This window comes from Lentilactobacillus senioris DSM 24302 = JCM 17472 (genome assembly GCF_001436555.1).
GTDB classification, from domain to species: Bacteria; Bacillota; Bacilli; order Lactobacillales; family Lactobacillaceae; genus Lentilactobacillus; species Lentilactobacillus senioris.
This window is the reverse complement of the sequence record NZ_AYZR01000008.1, coordinates 165,533-183,604: the sequence shown is the minus strand read 5'-3', so window position 1 is coordinate 183,604 and position 18,072 is coordinate 165,533. Positions and strand designations below refer to the sequence as shown.

The 18,072-nt window shown below is 39.7% G+C and carries 19 protein-coding genes and 1 pseudogene; all 20 read right to left on the bottom strand.

Annotated features, from left to right (window positions below):
• Positions 1–59: 59 nt before the first annotated feature.
• The 20 genes and pseudogenes from FC56_RS08255 to FC56_RS04125 all read right to left on the bottom strand — a co-directional run bounded on the left by FC56_RS08255 (position 60) and on the right by FC56_RS04125 (position 18,047).
• Positions 60–1,772 carry a peptidoglycan DD-metalloendopeptidase family protein gene (locus FC56_RS08255; RefSeq protein WP_263862243.1) on the bottom strand — a complete coding sequence of 571 codons (1,713 nt, stop codon included), beginning with the start codon at positions 1,770–1,772 and terminating at the stop codon, positions 60–62.
• 2,223 nt (positions 1,773–3,995) lie between these two features.
• Positions 3,996–4,541, bottom strand: a pseudogene (locus FC56_RS08250) (phage tail tape measure protein); the annotation flags it as partial.
• 188 nt (positions 4,542–4,729) lie between these two features.
• Positions 4,730–5,902 (bottom strand): hypothetical protein, encoded by a 1,173-nt coding sequence (locus FC56_RS04210; RefSeq protein WP_054669142.1) that lies wholly within the window; start codon positions 5,900–5,902, stop codon positions 4,730–4,732.
• A gap of 44 nt (positions 5,903–5,946) precedes the next feature.
• Positions 5,947–6,921, bottom strand: coding sequence for a phage tail tape measure protein (locus FC56_RS04205; RefSeq protein ID WP_056978156.1), 975 nt, complete (start codon positions 6,919–6,921; stop codon positions 5,947–5,949).
• 234 nt (positions 6,922–7,155) lie between these two features.
• Positions 7,156–7,677, bottom strand: a complete 522-nt coding sequence (locus FC56_RS04200; RefSeq protein ID WP_054669146.1) for a hypothetical protein — start codon at positions 7,675–7,677, stop codon at positions 7,156–7,158.
• A gap of 19 nt (positions 7,678–7,696) precedes the next feature.
• The gene (locus tag FC56_RS04195; protein ID WP_056978155.1) at positions 7,697–8,134 is read right to left on the bottom strand and encodes a hypothetical protein; all 438 of its coding nucleotides are present in this window, start codon (positions 8,132–8,134) and stop codon (positions 7,697–7,699) included.
• A gap of 13 nt (positions 8,135–8,147) precedes the next feature.
• Positions 8,148–9,338, bottom strand: coding sequence for a DUF3383 family protein (locus tag FC56_RS04190; RefSeq protein ID WP_056978154.1), 1,191 nt, complete (start codon positions 9,336–9,338; stop codon positions 8,148–8,150).
• Positions 9,339–9,343: 5 nt separating this feature from the next.
• Positions 9,344–9,838, bottom strand: coding sequence for a phage neck terminator protein (locus FC56_RS04185; RefSeq protein WP_054669153.1), 495 nt, complete (start codon positions 9,836–9,838; stop codon positions 9,344–9,346).
• On the bottom strand, positions 9,822–10,232 hold the full coding sequence (locus FC56_RS04180) for a hypothetical protein (protein WP_056978153.1): 411 nt from the start codon (positions 10,230–10,232) through the stop codon (positions 9,822–9,824). The genes FC56_RS04185 and FC56_RS04180 overlap by 17 nt, the downstream gene beginning before the upstream one ends.
• Positions 10,222–10,680: a hypothetical protein gene (locus FC56_RS04175; protein ID WP_056978152.1), complete on the bottom strand. Its 459-nt coding sequence runs from the start codon at positions 10,678–10,680 to the stop codon at positions 10,222–10,224. The genes FC56_RS04180 and FC56_RS04175 overlap by 11 nt, the downstream gene beginning before the upstream one ends.
• Before the next feature lies 1 nt (position 10,681).
• A complete protein-coding gene (locus FC56_RS04170; RefSeq protein ID WP_054669160.1) occupies positions 10,682–10,912 on the bottom strand; it encodes a LysM peptidoglycan-binding domain-containing protein in 231 nt (76 codons plus the stop codon).
• A 13-nt stretch (positions 10,913–10,925) separates the two neighbouring features.
• Complete coding sequence (locus FC56_RS04165) at positions 10,926–11,258, bottom strand: hypothetical protein (RefSeq protein WP_054669162.1); 333 nt, start codon at positions 11,256–11,258, stop codon at positions 10,926–10,928.
• Between the two features lie 3 nt (positions 11,259–11,261).
• Positions 11,262–11,465, bottom strand: a complete 204-nt coding sequence (locus FC56_RS04160) for a hypothetical protein (RefSeq protein ID WP_056978151.1) — start codon at positions 11,463–11,465, stop codon at positions 11,262–11,264.
• 15 nt (positions 11,466–11,480) lie between these two features.
• The gene (locus FC56_RS04155; RefSeq protein ID WP_054669166.1) at positions 11,481–12,689 is read right to left on the bottom strand and encodes a major capsid protein; all 1,209 of its coding nucleotides are present in this window, start codon (positions 12,687–12,689) and stop codon (positions 11,481–11,483) included.
• A gap of 13 nt (positions 12,690–12,702) precedes the next feature.
• Positions 12,703–13,071 (bottom strand): hypothetical protein, encoded by a 369-nt coding sequence (locus FC56_RS04150; protein WP_056978150.1) that lies wholly within the window; start codon positions 13,069–13,071, stop codon positions 12,703–12,705.
• 14 nt (positions 13,072–13,085) lie between these two features.
• Positions 13,086–13,604 carry a capsid assembly scaffolding protein Gp46 family protein gene (locus tag FC56_RS04145; protein ID WP_054669172.1) on the bottom strand — a complete coding sequence of 173 codons (519 nt, stop codon included), beginning with the start codon at positions 13,602–13,604 and terminating at the stop codon, positions 13,086–13,088.
• 14 nt (positions 13,605–13,618) lie between these two features.
• Positions 13,619–14,542 (bottom strand): hypothetical protein, encoded by a 924-nt coding sequence (locus FC56_RS04140; RefSeq protein ID WP_056978149.1) that lies wholly within the window; start codon positions 14,540–14,542, stop codon positions 13,619–13,621.
• On the bottom strand, positions 14,542–16,110 hold the full coding sequence (locus FC56_RS04135; protein WP_054669175.1) for a phage portal protein: 1,569 nt from the start codon (positions 16,108–16,110) through the stop codon (positions 14,542–14,544). Before FC56_RS04135 ends, FC56_RS04140 begins: the two co-directional genes overlap by 1 nt.
• Before the next feature lie 16 nt (positions 16,111–16,126).
• Entirely contained in the window at positions 16,127–17,590 is a 1,464-nt protein-coding gene (gene terL, locus FC56_RS04130) for a phage terminase large subunit (RefSeq protein WP_056978148.1), read from the bottom strand.
• Entirely contained in the window at positions 17,571–18,047 is a 477-nt protein-coding gene (locus tag FC56_RS04125; RefSeq protein WP_054669177.1) for a helix-turn-helix domain-containing protein, read from the bottom strand. The genes terL and FC56_RS04125 overlap by 20 nt, the downstream gene beginning before the upstream one ends.
• Positions 18,048–18,072 lie beyond the last annotated feature (25 nt).

Genomic DNA, 18,072 nt, shown 5'->3' with positions numbered 1-18,072 from the left:
TTACCTCCTAAAATTATTTTTATATGTATAAAAAAGAGCTTCCAATTAAGGAAACTCTTTTAATTTTGCGCAGCAAGGATCTTGCTGAACAGGTTATTAGCCATTGATTCAAACTTCCTTTGATCTTCCGTAAGTTGTTTAGCTACAACGTCACCAATCCGTTCTGGATCGCTAGCACCTTCAATATGAATTTCTGGGTGGTAATTCATATTTGGTTTTATCGATACCGCTTTTTGACCAACAGAATTTGCTTTAACCGATTCATTGAAATCATCACGCGATAGTTTCATCTTCTTGAATTCATTTTGAATCTTCGCAAATTCTTTAAGCTGACCAAAAATACCATTTGGTTGTTTAGAAGCACGATCGCTCATAGCTTCCATGATCAATTTATCCGCTGAAGGACGGCTAGTATTGATAGCAACCTCATTTTGACCAGGAACTTCACCAAAGACATTAACCTTACCATTTTCTGCCCAACCACCATTAGCAAATCGACGGTGACCTGAAGGTCCTGACGCATTTCCGCGCCATTCTCCCCATTTACCGTTATACCCAATACCGATATCGGTTTTATAGTGACTGTTATTAAAGAACGCTAACATTTGGTCCCATGCAGATAAAATATTATGGTGTCCCTTAACTGCATATGCACCAAACGTAGATTTTTTATATTGAAGCAATCCCATAGCTGCGCCAGTTCCATCACCATCGTTAATACCAGTGATGCCAGCACGACCACCAGACTCGTTTTTAATCATCGCAAGAAGATACTTCATGTAATTACCGCCAGGGATAGTGGCATGCATTTCTTCTGCTGCTTTTCTGATTAATTTAACAAGGTCTTTAGCATTTGCTGGACCGGCACCAATAGTGCCCAGATCGCCATCATCTCCTAATTTATCAGTGACCCACTTAATACGGTTACCCAATTCTTTTTTAACTAGTTTGGTTAATGCAGGATTTTTAGTTTTCTTGTTGTCTTTTGTAGTACCACTACTTTTTCCATGCATTTTAGTAATATCGTACCAACCTCTAGTCGATGTTCCACCATGGTCCCATAAAGAACCATGAGATACACCAACATGCAAATGGGCGCCAGATCCTGCACCTTGAAGGGCTCCCAAAGTACCAATAACTTGTCCTGGCTTAACAACATCACCAACGCTAACTTTGATATTTTTAGAACTACCAAATTCTTGATAGATTTCTTGCCAACCATCATCAGATTTGATAGTAATAACATTTCCGAGTGCACCGCCTCCCCAGCCTGTGTGACCAGTTTTAGTAACTGTACCGCCGTGCATTGCTCTAAATGGAGTGCCTAAAGCAGCACCAAAATCGACCCCGTCATGGGCAAATCCCCGACCACCATTAGACCCAAAAGTTTGTCCTGCACTACCAGTACTCCAACCAGATCCGGGACTGTTTAACCAATTTCCTCCTGCTCCTCCACCAGATAATGCATCATTTAATTGTGACCAAACTTCAGTATTCCAAGGTAATCCTACTTTATTAGAAGCACCTTTAGACGTCTTAGATAAAGCACCAGCTAAAAAGGTGCTGACCTTGCCTTGAGCCTTACTAGTGAAGTCGTTTTTCCATGCAGTTTTAGGGTCTTTATTGTTCTTTTGGATCAATCGTTTCAGTCCGCCAGTACCTTTAGCAAAGTGTGGCAAAGCCCCGACATCTTGTAATTTAGCAGTTTCAGAACCATTTAAGACTTCGTCTCCGGGTCCTAATGGTAAAACTACATCATTACCTTGTGGCATAAAGACACGTCCGTTAGGCTTAACAATCGCTTCCTGACGAGGGCCAACTTTAGCATCATTAACTACGGCCATGGTGTGTTTGCTTATGGGTCCTTTAGAACCTTGAGCATAATGGATCAATGGCAGAACGCTTCCACCACCACCGAACTTATTAAGAACAGTGTTAATTCCACTAATACCGCCATTAAGTTGCTTAATAGCAGCTGCCATAGCTTTATGAGCGTAATTGTCTAAACGTCCAAAGATTTTATAGAAATCATTTACCATTGCATTAGCAACGGCGTTCATTCCTTTGTGCATTTGATTCATCTGAACGATTGAACTTTTCTGCATTTGGTCAAAATCTTTAACAGTATTTTTGTGAAGTTTTCCGACGTTACGGTCGCTATCCTTAACAATATCTGATGTAACAGAATTCATGCCCTTATTAAGTTGCTTAACTTGAGTCACTGATCCTTTTTGCATATCGTTAAAATCACGAATAGTATTCCGTTGAATCTGTTGTGTTTGCTTCTTGGTACCAACTTTTAAGGATCCGAAAATCTTGGTGGACTTAGAATTCAACTGATTAAGTTCTTTCGATCCATTCTTGTTAGATTTTTTATATCCATTAGTAATGGTACTAGTAATTAAACGCATAGATTTTTTGGCCGAACGAGCACTGCCATCTAATCCTGACCCTTTCAAACTAACCGAGCTTTGTACAGCAGCTACTTTTAGCTTACCAGTACCTTTAGCATATCCGGGTAAAGTCCTACCCTTACCAAGACCGCCAGACAGCACTTTAGCAGTATCCTTGGCATTTAAGATATGTTCTCCAGCGTGAACCTTAGCTAAAGTGGGTCCGTTGCCTAGCAAGCGGAAACGTCCTTTTCGAGGATCGTAAGCCATTTCGGTTCCAGCTTCATTAACCATCGCAACATGCGTACGATTAATTGGGCCACCATCAGCGTGTCCTTTGAGTGTTTCTTCACCAGCTTCATGAGCTTTTCCAAAGAACTTACCAACTTTGCTAGTTACTTTTCCTGTAAATCCCTTAACACCATCAAGTATATTTCCTACTGCGTTACCAATCTTATCAAAGATTCCCTTAACAGAATCCCAAGCGTCCTTAATTGGTTTTACTATGGCATTTTTTACTGCGTTAAAAGCTTTAGAAGCTACGCCTGATATGGAATCCCAGGATTTTCCTAGCCATGAAGAAATGCCACTCCATGTTTCTTTAATGTAAGAACTAACGCTATGCCAAACATTTTTGATGGGTTTGGTAATAGCATTCCATAATTTAGTAGTCATTCCGACAAACGATGACCATTTCTTGCCAATCCAAGAACTAAATCCATTCCAAGCCTTCTTTACCGATGACCAAACGGCAGACCATGCTTTGGCGATGGGTTTTGTAATGGTATTCCAAACTTTGCTAATAGTTTTCCCCATCGCTTTAAGTTTTTTACCAATCCAAGAAGCAAAACTGTTAATAGGCTTCTTCATCTTATCCCAAGCCATACGTACTAAACCTACAGCTGTTACAAACGGATATGAAATTACCTTAGCGAAACCCTTAAAAGCTTTTTTTACCGGCTTGATAACAGCTTTATTTATTGATTTGCTAATTCCGCCAAACCATTTACCAATGTTATTTCCCGCTTTAGAAGCAGCTTTCCCAATGTTGGTAAATAAACTCGATATAGACTTTTTAACCTTAGGTAAAGCTTTTTGGATTTTTTTACCGATCTTGCTTCCTAAATCGCCGCCAAACATACCGCCTAATGCGCCACCAGCAAGACCTAATAATCCTCCGACTGCAGTACCTGCACCAGGAATAATAGAACCAATAGCGGCGCCTGCAGCAGCACCGCCTTCCATTCCCGCGAGCATACCACCAGCTCTACCAACTTTGCTTCCGGCATTTTTCTTGTTAATACCAATTAAATTTGAACCTGCTACCGCCATATCTAAAAATGGTATTTTACCAGCAACAGACTTAATACCACTCAAAAATTTGCCTTTACCAGCAAATTTAGCAACTCTAGATCCAACTTCAGGCAATGTCTTTTCTGCAGTTTCACCAAGTGCTTTGCCAGTAGCTTTTGCTCCAAATAATTTGCTTACACTTCTGCCGGCTTTAGGAACCAATTTACTACCGCCAATAAATTTAGAAACTGCCTTAATACTTTTGCTTACCTTTAATAAAGTTCCGGCAAGTATTGCTAATGGTCCTATGGCAGCCGTTACAACAGCAGCTAATCCTACAAACTTCTTAGCCGGTTCTGGTAATCTTTGAAATTTTTCCAAAACATCAGCAACGCCTTTAGCTAACTTTGTTAGCGTTGGCATCCATGCATTTGCGATTTCAACACCGGAGTTTAATAACCCTTGTTTGATACGATCCCACTGCTTAGATAAAGTGTCCATATTCTTTTGTGAAAGTTGGGCCACGTATCCTTGACCCTTATTCATGTTTTGGGATTGCTGAACTTTCTTGTCCAGTTTTGCAACATCTTTGTAGCTTTCACCTAAAGCCTGAGCCGCACTAGATGCATTAACACCAAATAAAGCTGCGTAAATAGCACCTTTGTCGGTCCGACTCATCTTCATTTTGTCCATTCGAGTTGCTAATTTCTCAAATACCTGTTGAATGGGTAGTAAGTTATGATTTGCGTCGCGGAAATCATCATAATCCATTCCCAACTCTTTCATGGCACTTGGTGCTTTACCTTTAGTTGGCGGGCTAGTTAAGCGCTGGTAAATTTGACGCATTGAGGTACCGGCTTGTGAACCATCTCAAATTGTTATCGTAAGGGCTATTTATCCCTTACTTCTATATGTTTCCATACAGTTCAGACTATCTTTTCACCTACAGCAAAACTGTTTAGGTGTTCCGCCTTCGTGGATATTTCACCATACAAAAAAGGCACTCATTAGAGTGTCTTTGCTTAGGTTATTTTATCTAGTCGTTACGCCTTCCCAGAGTTTCCTTCTGGGCTTGGTTCGGGATCAACATGTGATAAAAAATTATTCAAATATGAATAGATTTGAGATTTCAATGAATCAAAAGAATACCACCTTTTGTATGGAATGGCAGCCAATGTAATGCCATGAGATTCGCAATAATCTTTCTTAATTTGGTCTCTAATTTTTGTTAATTTAAATACTTCTGATCCAAATTTTGGTTTATAATGCTGAACCCCCTGATATTCAATCAAAAACATTAAATGATTATCTTTAAATACTGCAAAATCAAATGGTAATCGTCTCTTATAAACACAATCATCGAATGTATATTGTTCTTCGAAAGAAAAATCATTGTCTAACAAATATTGGCGAACTGCATCTTCTCCATGTGAAGCGTAGCAATAAGGGCAACCAGAAACATTATGAATTATTGGACTCGGTTTCGCACTGAATGTTTTTCCGCATTTTGTATGCATTATAGTAGCTTTTGAGGTCGCTTTACTATAATTTGCAATAATTACATATTCACCATTTCTGTTAGACTTCAAAAGATCATTCGCTTGGGTTAATGTCATGATTTGCGGAGCGGTTCTTCTAATATTCACTTCTTCAGGACGCGTACATCTTTGACCAGCCAAGAATGCATGCGGAGTCATGTTAAATTCATATCCACATTTATTATGACGAAATTTAATCAATGTAGTCGAATTGACGTATTCTCCCAGTACGGAATATTCAAGCCCAACTAATTTTTTAATTTGCTTGCGAAACAACTGCGTATCTTTTTTTCTCATACCAGAACAACTAGGACATCCAAATCCCATAGCATAAATTACATACGGTTCAGTTTCCCATTCATAACCACATTTATTGCAATGCATCAAAGATGGTGTTCTAGCACCTTTATACGTACCAATAAATTTAATTGTATTATTGGTAGATTTAAAAATACGATCCGATACCATTTCATAAGTCATATTTATGTGGTGTTTACATTCTTTTCCAATTCTATTTCTGAATAGAGTATTGGGTATGCATTCCCATTCAATTCCGCAAATTCTACATCTAATTAATACTTTTGAGTCTTTATTTTTGTACTTACCAAGTAATTCGTATTGTCCTTCTTGCTTAATATCTATTCTTTTTTGAACTTCTTTTTGAGTTAATTTTTTCATAACTCTATTTTATCATTTAGTCTTCCCCGAATTAACGGAATTTATTACGCAGCCATTTCTGGTTGCGAGGACAGTTTCCAAATCCCAAAGTTCGACAAGCCGCCAATCGCTGATACTGTTTCATGCAACGTTTGGTTAGCCGCATGGGCGTCAGGCCCAGCATACTTAAGAGCTTCCCCCAAGTCACCGAATGAAGTAGCGGTTAAATCAGCCGAGTAAGCCATTTGGTTAATAGCAGTTTTACTAGCGTTAGCCATCCCTTTAACGGAATTAACTTTCATACCAAATTGTTCGATGGCAGAAGCAGCATTATTGACCACGTCAGTATAACTATCACCAGACGCAATCGCACCTTGTAAGTAAGATTTTTGAGATCCCAATGCCTGGTTAGTTGTATAACCACGGCGAACCAAGGTTTCGTAACCTTCACCAATCTTTTTAGTTGAAACACCATACTCGTTAGAGTACTTTGTCCCATCTTTTTGCATTTGGCTAACATTACGCTGAGCTTCAGTCTGTTTTTCACCGCCGGTTACCGCCAAGTTGGTGATAACTTTGTAGCGATTTTGTAACTCTGTAGCAGTCTTTAATGCTATAGCAGCGCCTGCTGTAATTCCCGCTGTAACTGCCGTAGCTTTAGTCCCAAAACTTTGCATCTGACTGCCCAACTTGCCCAAATCACGAGTATGCCTATTAAAAAAGGACTTCCCAAAGGATTTATCCATTGAGTTGCCCAGTCGCGTTGCTTTAGATTTAGTTGTGTCAGCTTCTTTTCCAGTCTTTTTTAAACTATCGCCAATCGCATCAACTTTTCGTTTATCTTTTTCTAAACCACTAGTCTGTCCATGACTCATGTTAGTGTTTAGTTTCTTTAAACTATCGTTAGCGCCTTTAACAGATTTATCTAGTTTAGGCATAAGCTTATCAATTTGCTTGATAACTCTTTGCATGCCATCTAGTTTGGAAAGACCATCAATATCAATTTTGTAACTGATACGATCTCCAGCGATTTCAGCCATTAGGATCCCTCCTTACCGCCAAATGCGAGTGCGATTGCCATTGCTTGGTTATAGCGACTAGTTTTCAACCTCTCTTGGGTTGCATACTGTAAGATGCTTAGTTCGTTGCCGTTCATATTACGGATCTCTTCACGAGTAACGTTTACAGATCCGTTAATATAAGCGGACCATTCCATCGCTAGACCGGGATTCTTATCGAATAGTTTTTCAATTTGACGTTTATTGAAAAAAATATTACTCCTCGAGGTAAAACGTGGCGATGATGCCCATATAATCATCTAGTTCGCCTTTGGTCATCCCAATTTCTGACAAACTCTTAAAAGTTACGGTGTGAAGTGGTGCTTCATTAACAAGAATTACTCGAATGAGTTTTTCCATAATTAATTTATAAACACCAAAGTTATTAACCATCATTTCTTGATTACCATCATTGGTTTGATTAAAGCGAATTGTAGTGTCAGATAGTTCGGTACTGATCGCCAAATCAGGCTTAGCAACTGACGTTTTAAGTTTCTTACCGTTTTTCAAAACGTAAACAAAGTTAAAATTATCATCAACGGCTAAAACTTCTTGCCGTTTGATCGATGGCATATAGTCCAACACTTCTGGATGAGTTTCTTCAGCCTTGGTCACTTCTTGTTTTTGGCCTGAATAATCTTCTAGTGGAGTTGCTTGGTTATCTACTGATCCTGTAGGAACTCCTTCGTTTGCTGATTGTTCTTGAACTAATACATCATCTAAATTTTCATTTTCCATAGTACGGTTACCTCACTTTTTATTTGTTTTTGTTACCTTCAAGAGCGATATTTACACATGAGAATGCACAATCAACGGTTTGAGCAGTACCACCAACGTTGATATCAGGATTCTTAGTAAGCAAAGCCTTACCAGCGTAAACATGTTCATATGGGGTTGAAATATCAATCTTGTGGTAACCAGTGGATACGCCATACCCCATAATGTCTTGCCAAGTATCTGATGCTCGGTTTAAATGCATCGTAATAGTTCCTCGGCCATCGTGGTTTCGTACCGCAGTACCAGCACCTTGAGCATCAATATCCAAAGTAACGTTATCAGTAGTCCAAGAAACAGAAACCATATCATTGCCGTTAAAATACTTAACTAGTTTTCCATCTAAAAACACCGCTACATCAGCGGCGTCAAATAATGGTTCATCATCTTCAAGTGCTTGGTTTGCTAAATTTTCAGCCATTAAGTTATCCTCCTTACATCACAATCGTATTTTCGATATAAACGTCTTCTACCATGCCCATTGGGTGGTACTTAGTATTTACTCCGCGCATTTCACGCTTAGTCTCATATGACTTAGGTAATTGACCAGGCTGAACAAAATCTACTTGATAGTCTGGTTTCCCAGTTTCTAAGCCATTGGCATCTACTGCTGGTGCGATAATATCCAAGTCAGCAGCATCAATAAATACGCCTTTAATAGCGTTGGCGATTGAGTTAAATCCCACTTCTGAGTAAGGAATTCCCTGCTTTGCATTCTGAACAAATAAATTTGCAACGCGTGCATTAATTGAGTTTTGGATCCAATCCCATCCTAAAATGATGTCAATATGCATGTTTTCAGCAGCTGTTCTTGAACTCGTTAGTAGTGGCAAATCAAGTACATATGCATAGGTGACGATATTATACTTATCCAGTTCAGCCTGATCGTCTGGAGTAAATTCATATCGATCTTGCGGTTGTGTGTATGGCAAGTCGCCTAAAGCATACTTAGTAGCTGAATGAGGCTTACGACCATACATAGCACCTACATAAGCAGCATCAAACACATTATTGTATTGATCTTGCATTTCAACTGTTGAATCATCTACTTCTGGCAAGGTTAAGAGCTGAGTCTTTTTGTTGTCAGCATAAGTTTGTAACTTAGTTGCGTCAGTAGAATAGGCAACATAAACGCCAGTATTTTGTAGTTCAACAAAATTAGAAATAGCATGAGAGACTTCATCATCAAATTCTGCCAAAATCCAAAATTGAGGACCTGCGAAATAATATTTCTTAAGTGCTGTCACTGCACCAATCGCATCAGCTGATAATTCTGAACCATCGCTAGTAGCCTCAGCTGCTTTAATAAGTGCGCCGTCCTTGGTTGGAGTTGCAGTAACATTGCTTGGGGTAGGCGCTGCTTCTAAAGTGCCTGGAGCAAAAGTCAAAGCTAAAAGATTGGAAGCATCACCATTGGCAGCAAAATATGCCCGTGCCTTTTTCCAAAATGGCGAGTAGAGTTCAAAATCTTCAGCAACAGCATCTAAATCGCTGTATACCTTGATACCTTGGGTAGTTCCCTTAACTAACATTCCCATAAATGGAGCAATTGTTTCGGTAACATATTGGTTTGAAATATGAACCGGTGAAATTCGATTTACGGTACTGAATAATGCATTTGCCATTAAAATTATTCCTCCTTAAAATTCGTTGTAATATCAACATTTGATATTTGGTCAATGGGGCTTTGAAAGTGACGAGCATAACGAATAGTTACGTCAAACCCGTGATGGTGTACGGAGTTGAATGGCAGGCTATTAATAGCCCTACCTTGTGGAGATTCAACACTAGCAATGACAATTCCATCGTTCCGCACTTCCTGTCTTACATACGGGTCACGTAAAAAGACGTGCAATGCGCCGGCCTTTTTCATTGCTTCTGATAGGGTCTTGCAAAACACGTCTATGGAAATAGTTGCTTCAAATTGCCCACTGTTAATGATCGGATCTGAATAAACCGGATCGTCATACATCAACGGGTAGTAACTAATGAATGGGAGTTCTTTAGTTTCCGCGATTTGCTCGTTTGGAATTACTGGGCAATCAGTAATTTTTTCAATTTCCGAAATTAAAGATCCAATTACTGAATCATAATCAGTTGGTTGCTGATCAAACGGTCGACTCAAGCAAATCATCCCCTTTCAATTTGTATACAAAAATACCGGCTACGTGGTTGTAGTCGGTAACAGTATCAATTTGCATAATGTGATTGTCATATTCGACGATGGTACCAATAGGAAATTCATGTTGTGAGTACCAGCTATACCGGCGAGGCAACGTATTACCACCGCCACCTAGGCTCTGAACCATAGCTAAAGTAGTCACTGAATTAGATGATTCTGGTACCACTGGTTCAGATAAGCTCACTTTATCTGAATCATTTACAACATCATTTTTACTAATCGGGACCAATTCATTTAATGCATTAGTTTTACCTCCTCTTAAAACATTGAGTTTTGGGTGAACGGTAACTGGTACATAAAACTCTTCTAACGCTTCAAAAAAATCATCAATGATCACGGTGTGTCACCTTCTCATCAATCGAACGATATAACCCGCCGGTATCTACCAACGGTTGATTTCGCCCTTTCATTTTGACAGTCGCTGGGGCATTAGGTGGCCCGATAATATCGATTTGATGTCTAACATCATCAGCCATTTGGTCGCCTAGTAGCTTATAAGCTTGATTGCCTGTTAAACGTCCTTTTAAAACGCCTTTAACGGCTATTCCGGCAGTATATTTCCAACTATGCTTACGATTACGAGCGCTTGCACCACGTAAAAAAGAACGGGCTGGTATTTTATCCGTACCAAACTCGTTCCATCTCACAATTTTTTGCAATTCTTCAGGAGAATGTTCAGGAACGTTTTTAAACGCCCCTACATTAGCCTGATTGGTATTTAGTTGCTTTAACCGTCTCTTTTGCAGCTGCAGTTTTTGAATAACTTTATCTGCTCCAGAACTCATTTTAAATTACCAACGGAATCTTTAATGTCTTCACACCAGTTAAATCGTTGCCTTGCAAGCTGTTAGCTGTTTTGATAGCTCCAACAGTACTTTTGTCACGAAACTTAATCCAAATACTGTAAAGAGTTTCGCCTTCCAACACTTTATAGGTGGCAAAGTCTGCAGTGCGTCCATTCACTTTAGTTTGTCCCGCAATCTTTAGTTCTTCAGTTTTAACATTTTTCTTAGCCATTCATATCACCTCTCTAACAAAATCCGGTTACGGTGTTGGTGTAACCAAATTCGTTTAATAAATCTAAAAAATCATCCCAGTAATGATTTTTATCCGCATCGTCAGATTTGGAATAGCTTGCATCCTCAATTTTTACTGTTTTGAATTTATTCTTTGGCTGAATAAGATCCTTGAAGAGTAAATTACAAGCGTATAGGTACAACGCTCGATTAATTGAAGTTCCCGGCCATTCATATTTGCTGACGATATTCTTTGCATCCGCTACGGCATCGATGATGTCTGCTGGATCAACAGACTTAAATTGTGGGTTACGGGTTATTCGATCGATAACGTTTTGTTCGTCCACTATCTACGCCCCCAAATCAGCAGCTAAAACTGTAAATCCTTCAACAGCAACACGTGAAGACTCAGATAGATTATCACCGGTGTGAGTTACTTCATAGTCACCAGTTGCTACAACAGTTCCGGCAGCTAACCCTGTAATTGCAACACCAGTATCATCACCATTAAATGAGGGTGTAGACTCGCCCTTTTTATAAACATTGAGTTGCATTGGATTACCCCCTAACTACTTCTTGGTAGATTTAGTAGCGGTCTTCTTTTCTACTGAAGCTTTTTGTCCTTCAGTTTCAGTAGATGGAGTTTCTGGTTCTTCCGGTTTAGTGATCGTTAATCGGAATACACTTTGTGATCCTTCAAATGATGGCAAGCAGTTCATGGAAACTAAATCTTCAGTTTGAACTAATGAATCATTGAAGTATTCATGATAAGCAACACCGGTATCAAAGAATTGAACAGTGTTAGAAGCGATCTTACCATTACGTAAGCCTAATTCTTCTGGAGTAGGAGCAAATGCCATATGTCCAATTACTGAAGCTGATTGAACTAAACCGGTAGAAGATGAGCCAGTTTTAGCAAATTGTTGCGGAATTGGCGCGTTCATAAGAACAACCTTGCCTGGAGTTAAGAACGGCGTGAACTTGTCAGTACCAGTTGCTTCTTCGTCAACAAAGCCTTGATCGTATACTACTGGGATAACGTGTAGATTGCGAACAATAAAGTCAACCGCTTGGTCTTCGGTCATCATCATTTTAGAAGTATCAAAATTAGCTGGCCAAAGTGTGGTCTTGATCCGTTCGTTATTTAGCAGCATCCGGAAAGTATCATCATTCATTAACACCTGGTTGGGAGTAATACCTTTATGTTTCATAGCTGTAATTGCTTTTCGCATATCTTCGATCGGATTAGCGTTAGCAGTATCAGACCAGGCTACATCTACATCGGCATTTAAATCTTCATCAGTAGCATATTCAATTAGAGTATTAACACCGTTAGAACTTAGGTTGATTTTGCCAGTCATTAAGGCTTGCATTGCCATCCATTCACGACGAGTCCGCATGCCAAGTAGCATCTTAGTTTTATCATCAAATAGACCTAAGATTAATGATTTAACCAAGGTATCATCACCATTGAATAGCGCACGGTTGATTTCTTCTAAATCAGTTTCATTCAATGCCGAAGCAGAACGGAAGAAATTAGTTTGGAAATATTCTTTATTGAATTTTTCACGATTCATAGGAATTGCTTGGGCATCATAAGTTGATGCTTTAGCCATAACTGGAGCACCTTGTTTTTGAGTAAGGTAAGAGAGCATATCAGTAGCAATCTTAGTTGCAGGGAAATAAGATTCACTTAAATATGGTGGTAAAGTTAGCAACTTTCGTTCGTAATAAACGGACATTGCTTTCAAGTTGGTTAGTTCGTCAATATTAGCCATTAAAAAAATCCTCCTAAACTAAAATAATGTGGGTAAGAGCTTTTTGAATTTCGTCAGTGAAGAGCGCTTGGACATCTTCAGCCATGTTGTCATAAGCAATGTCCCCACGTTTAATAACAGTTGCCGCCTTGGGGCCGTCAGTAATATCAACATTATGCATAGCGATCGCTTGAACCTTGGTAGCGTCGGTGACAGGGGTCAAAATAACTCCTGCGTTACGACGAAAGTCTTTATCTGCCCCTAATGGAGTACCCGCTTTGATAACTTTGCGTCCCTCTTCATTTGCCGTTGCCGCTTCATCATTCATTGTTGCTGGCAAGGTTAAGGCTTGAGCGAAATTCATTAAAATTTCTGGTTGAGTTTCGTAACTTCCTTGATACATAGATATTTCCTCCTCTATTTTTGTGATCCAAATTGTTCATCCAGCATGCTGCCTAAGAAATCTTGTGGATTACCAATCTTGTCGCTTCTCGTGGTATTAAAGCCCGTATCAGTGCTTTTAGTTAGCGACTTCTTCAACGCTTCATCATGCGCCTGCATATAGTCCACAAAGGACTTAACATTGGCTTTAGTCGCATCGTCGTTGTCTCCCACAAAGAAGCTTTCAAGACCGTCAATTTCCAGATCGGATTCCTTGGCAATGGATCTAGCCAAACCTAATGATTCTTTGCGTTGTTGCTTAGCAAGTTGCTGTTTAACAACTTCTAGTTCGCTAGGCTCATCAGGTTCAGGCTGAGTTCCATCCGGTTTGTTAAATTGTTCAAACAACTTGTCCATTTTTTCACCTAAGTTATCTAGTTGAGCTAATTTTTCGCGTAATTCCTTTTGATCTACGTTCTTTGGTTCTGGGTTTCCACCCGCTGGTGGTTGTGGATCTGTTACTTCTGGTTCAGTAATAGTTGGATCTTCTGCCATTGTTTGGCCTCCTTTTAGTAATAAATAACAAAGCAGCGACACCCAATATGTGGCTTACTAGGAATATCACTAGCTGCATATGGGTTTGCCCCTTGAAGTGACTTGCATGCCTGGCAAACGTGAGAATCCTCAACGGTGTACCAGTCAGCACGTTTCAGTTTCCAATGGGTAGCTAAAAAGGCACCGATAGCCGCAACTATCAATGCCTTTTCGTTTAGTAATAAAGCGTGCACATAATATTTAATTGTCGAATCACTAACTGACTTGACTGAATCTTCATTTAACCGACTTGTTTCATAAAATAGCTGATCATCTATCGAATCAACATCAATACCAGCCACTAACGCCTTATGAATGGCTTGATTAATCTTAGCTGCTAACGCATCAGCCTTTAGCCATATACGATTAGATAACGTTAAGTCTTGAGTTTCTCGGTTGATAAAGTTTTCAACAATATCATTAATCTGCTGGTCTAAGTCGCCATCGGGAATCCCATTAATTTTAATTACGTTCCCCTGAAATGTGACCTCTTTACCAGCCTCGGACTGAATTGCTTGCTTAATGAACGTCTCAGCGTCGATAGCCACTTTAGATGTAATTACCTTAATAATTGAATTAAGTAACGTCTCACGGTCAAATCCAGCCATTTTTTGAGCTGATTTAATTCGATACTGTGCTTCACTGTTCCCATACAATAACTGCTTGTATCTTTTAATGAATTTCTTCCAAGTAGTTAAGTCAGTAGTATTTGGGGCAGTTCGCATGGCGTTGATTGCTAACGTTCCGTCTTCGTTGTAATTATCAACAAAATAACTCACGTATTGCCTAATATCAGCACTGGCACTAGTCAATAAGTTAGCTAGTGTATCAGCGTCGCTAGAGTCATCAGCTTTGATTTCTCTTTCACGCTTCTTAGCTAATGATTTACTCGGTTTCACTAAGCATCACCGCCTTTTGGTGGCTCATCTTGATCATTACTTGAAGGTTCTTCCTCGGAATCTGGTTCATCAAACATTGTCATATGTTTTTCAGCTTCTTCTTCCTCTGCCTTAAGTTCATCATCGATGTTCTGAACTCGGCTTAAGTAACTAATCAATGTTCGCTTAGAAACAATACCGTTAAGATTTCTGACAATAGTAGACTCATCAACTTCTGAGTGTGGGATGTTAGGCGTAAATTCGACTTTTATATCACGAATAATATCGGCAATTTCTTGATCGTTACCCATATCATTGTGCTTTAAGATAATCCGTAGTAATCGCTTAATAGTCTTGCGCATTTTTTCGCCTTTGGTAGATGCAGCCATGAGCATAGGTTGCATCTTCTGGGTTAAAGCAAAACCTGAAGCAGCAGTACTAATATTAGGATCGGCAAGGTTAACAACTTGAGCTCCGTCGTAAATTTTATCGGACAAATGCTTCAAAGTGTTTTCTTGTAGTCCATCACCGTCTGGTTTCTGCAAATACTTAACTTCCGGATTGATCTTTGGATCTGTATTTTGCACCTGCATAACTCGCCAGCGTTTAACCTCTTGCTTTTGTAATGGCGAAAAGTCGGCCACACCCATAGTTAGCAAGATAGCATTTGAGAAATTATCGTTATCATCAATCTTTTCGGACATTACTTTATCCTGGGCATCGATTAGCGATACTAAGTCATCAAACATCCCTAAGCGTTCGTCATTCTCAGGTAACTCCGTAATGAATTCCATTCCCACGGCGTTGTCAATGACGTTATCATTCCATTTGACACTAGCTTCAAATCCACCAGAAGCTGCTAAATCTTCATCACTAAATTTATAAATCTTATTCGGCGTGTGAAGCATCCCAAATTGACGACCATCAACCTTTTCAAAGGTAAACCCAAACAACGGTCTGCTATCTTCATTATTGCTATAAACAACAAAGGCATTTTCGGGCGCCTTGTGCGTAAACTTCAACGTCTTTCCATCATCGTTAGCAATATAAGCTACTAGGTAACTACGTCCATAAATATCAGCCTTCTTAGCCAGTTCATAGAAAACATCGTCAGAATCACTCTCAGATAACGATTGGGCAATCAGCTCGTTAATTTCACTAACTTTGCTTTCTGAAACGTTTTTATCACTGTTTGGTGCATAGGTGATTTTAGGCGGGATGCCGATAAAGAATCCACTAAATGTATTAACTAAGTTACGGGCTACGTTAACTACCACTCGGTTCTTATCTGGATCAATGGTATTAAATTGAGTCCTATCTCTTATCGCTTCATGGTCACCCTTGTAGTAACGCATCTTTAAATGATACTGGTTGCGAAGCATAGTGTCATAAGTGCTTAGCATTACACTAACTTCATCAAGATTTTGCTCAATATCAAAATCCGGCGAACAACGTGGTACGTCATTATCATCTAGATAAACATGCTCAGATAACCAACGATTGCTTTCGCCAGTTATACCACCACTAATAAATCGACTAGGACCATCACGATCCTTTAAATATCGAGAAATAGAACTTAATTGTGTCATTTAGGCTACCTCCTTTCTAATAAAAAAGCCGATCATTACTGACGGCTACTTGTGCTGGCTGTGCTGCAACTTCACGGCTTAATGCTTGAGTCATCGAATCTACCTCATCGTCGTGTTCCATATTAGGAAATCCAGTCCATTCGTCTAACATTTCACGGACCCAAGGTTGCCATTTAGGATGTGGCAAATAGATATTTCCAGCCTCAAAAAAAGGAACCACTACATTAGCCCGGGTAACTTTATCGCCCTCCGGAACTACTGGAATGATTCCTGATACTACATTTCGAATTGTGTTAATGATCGCCGAGCCATTCGCCTTATCTTCAATGTAAATGGCTTTGGCTTGTGGTTGCCGTTGATGCATACTCATAATCGCTTTTAACTGATCATTAAACGCCATACGATCATGTACTCGATCAAGCAAGTAGAAGTTGGCCCCTTGCTTACCCCATGTTTGACCAGCCACATAATCACTGGTATCTGACATCGTAAAGGTAAGATCCCAACTACTCCATGTTTTGTCTAGCTTAGGCAAAATAGCTACTGACTCATCATGATCTAACCCCAATCTAGTGGCTGTTGCCCCGTCGGGTAGATAGTAATGCACTTGATTAGCTTTAAAGATGTTACCACCATCTAACACTGGTCTTTGCTGGTACAACGCTGCCCATGTTTTAGAACCAGATACTCGCATGGTTTGTTCTGCCCAGTCTTTGCCCTTATTCATGGGTGGGAACGGGCATAATGGTTCGCCAACTTCACGGCCTAACATATCGTTTTCTTCGGCAATCGCTGGCAGCTTGACTTCTTCCCACGGTAACGCCATCTCTTTAAGTAGTCGACCAGCTAAGTCATCAACGTTCCAGCGAGTCATAATTACTATAACTGACCCAGTGGCTGATAAACGACTATAGAAACTAGCCTGCCACTCATCCCAAATCTTATTACGAATTGTGGTTGAGTTAGCGTCCTGCATCCCTTTAATCGGATCATCAATGATTAATAAATCAGAATGCTTACCAGTAGCTGAACCTAAAATAGTAGTTGAATGCATAGCCCCACGGTGGTTAGCAATTTGCCATTCATTACTCGTATGCTTAGTAGGAGAGCTGGTTAATCCATACATATCCCTGCCAAATTCATTAAACTTAGCTAAGTTGCGACTACCAAAGCGTTGTGCTAAATCATCAGAATAACTGGCTACCATAACTTCTTTTTCGGGATGCTTCATCAAATAATAACTAGGAAAAGTTTCCGTGATAGTAGTCGACTTGCCATGTTGTGGGGGCATTTCAACAATTAAAAAACGACGCTCACCGTCAGCAATAGGCTGCAGAGCGTCGCACAATAATTTTGTATGTGGAAATAACTTCATTTGATAATCTTGGGACATTTGGAAATAATCAGCGTAACTGCGTCTAGCTAATTCTAACCGTGACTGCTTAGCCAGCGCCGCACGTTCACTCTTCGTTAGGCTCATTAGCTAATCGCCTCAATTCTTCGGTACTTAACTCTTTTAAGTTAGGCATGTTTAAGCCACCTGACACATCAATATCTTGCTTATCACGCCATTTTTCAGGTTTCCTGTTCTTCAACCAGAATATTTGGGCCGTGGTATCTGGTGGCACTTCTTTTTCTACTTCTTTAAATACCTCAAGTCTTCCTGACTCTTCCGATATAGCCTTAGTAACTTCGATAGTTGTATAACCTAATGCTCGCCTTAAAAGTGCATTCTCAACTTGATAATCAACAACCGTTTTACCCTTTTTTAAGGCGTCGGAAATGTCGGGATATTTTCTTTCCCAGTCATACAAAGTCGTCCTATTAACGCCCATATTTTGCGATATTTGTTCATCAGTGAGGCCATCACGAGCCCAACCTTCAATTTTGATTAATCCTTCTGGCGTTAACCACTCTTGATATTTTCCTTTTGCCATGATGCCTCACCTCCTAATTGTGATA